Origin of the sequence: Collinsella aerofaciens, from assembly GCF_902501475.1 — a bacterium.
Taxonomy (GTDB): Bacteria; Actinomycetota; Coriobacteriia; order Coriobacteriales; family Coriobacteriaceae; genus Collinsella; species Collinsella aerofaciens_AL.
In genome coordinates this window covers 1-742 of record NZ_CABWIF010000053.1, presented here as the reverse complement: position 1 = coordinate 742, position 742 = coordinate 1, and the positions used below count along the sequence as shown (strand labels likewise).

Sequence of the window (742 nt, the reverse complement as noted above, 5' to 3'; positions counted from 1 at the left end):
GGGCACGCCCGGTCCCGTTCCGAACCCGGAAGCTAAGCCCCATCGCGCCGAGAGTACTGCGGGGTCAGCCCGTGGGAGGCCAGGGCGCCGCTGACCGGTGGACGGCACCGAGCCGTACGCTTGAACTGAGAAGGGGGAGGCCTCGCGGCCTCCCCCTTTTTTTGCGTTGTATAAGCTGATATTTGCCCTTTCTGTTTTAGGAGTGCTCGGATTGACTTTAGTCGAGGGCATCGTTGTCGTCCGCGGTGAGGTAGAGCCGATCTTCTTGCTTATGTCGCTTTCTGGTGGCGCTCAGTCGGCTCCAGGGTTCTGTCGCCACGTATATCCGGACGGATCTTTTGCTCCTTATTTCCAGTAAATCAATTAAGGGACGTTGTTTCAATCAAATACACTCCGCCAGCGGGGGCTCTATCTAATTAGTGATAGAACCCCCGCTGGCGTTTTATAGGTTTGTTAACGTTGTCCTTCAATTTATTACGGGCTTACTAGCGGAGGCCGACGAGGGTATAAAGATGCTATGTCTACAGTGGACAGCAAGATTCCCGAGGTCATACGGTCTGTCCAGGGTTTATGACCATATGTGTGACTCTGAGCAACTCGGAGCCCAGTTAATTGATTTGTGAACAAAATATGGAGTGCGCGATTCCCGCCCACGGGGCCCCTCCGGTCTGGCAATATATCTCCTTGCCGCGCGGCCCGGTCGGACCGGATGAGCCGCGGGGCGTGCACCTTGAGAACCGGA

The 742-nt window shown here is 55.8% G+C and carries 1 rRNA gene; it reads left to right on the top strand.

The window, feature by feature from the left end:
* A 5S ribosomal RNA gene (gene rrf / locus GDJ93_RS08320) occupies positions 1-96 on the top strand; the annotation flags it as partial.
* Positions 97-742 lie beyond the last annotated feature (646 nt).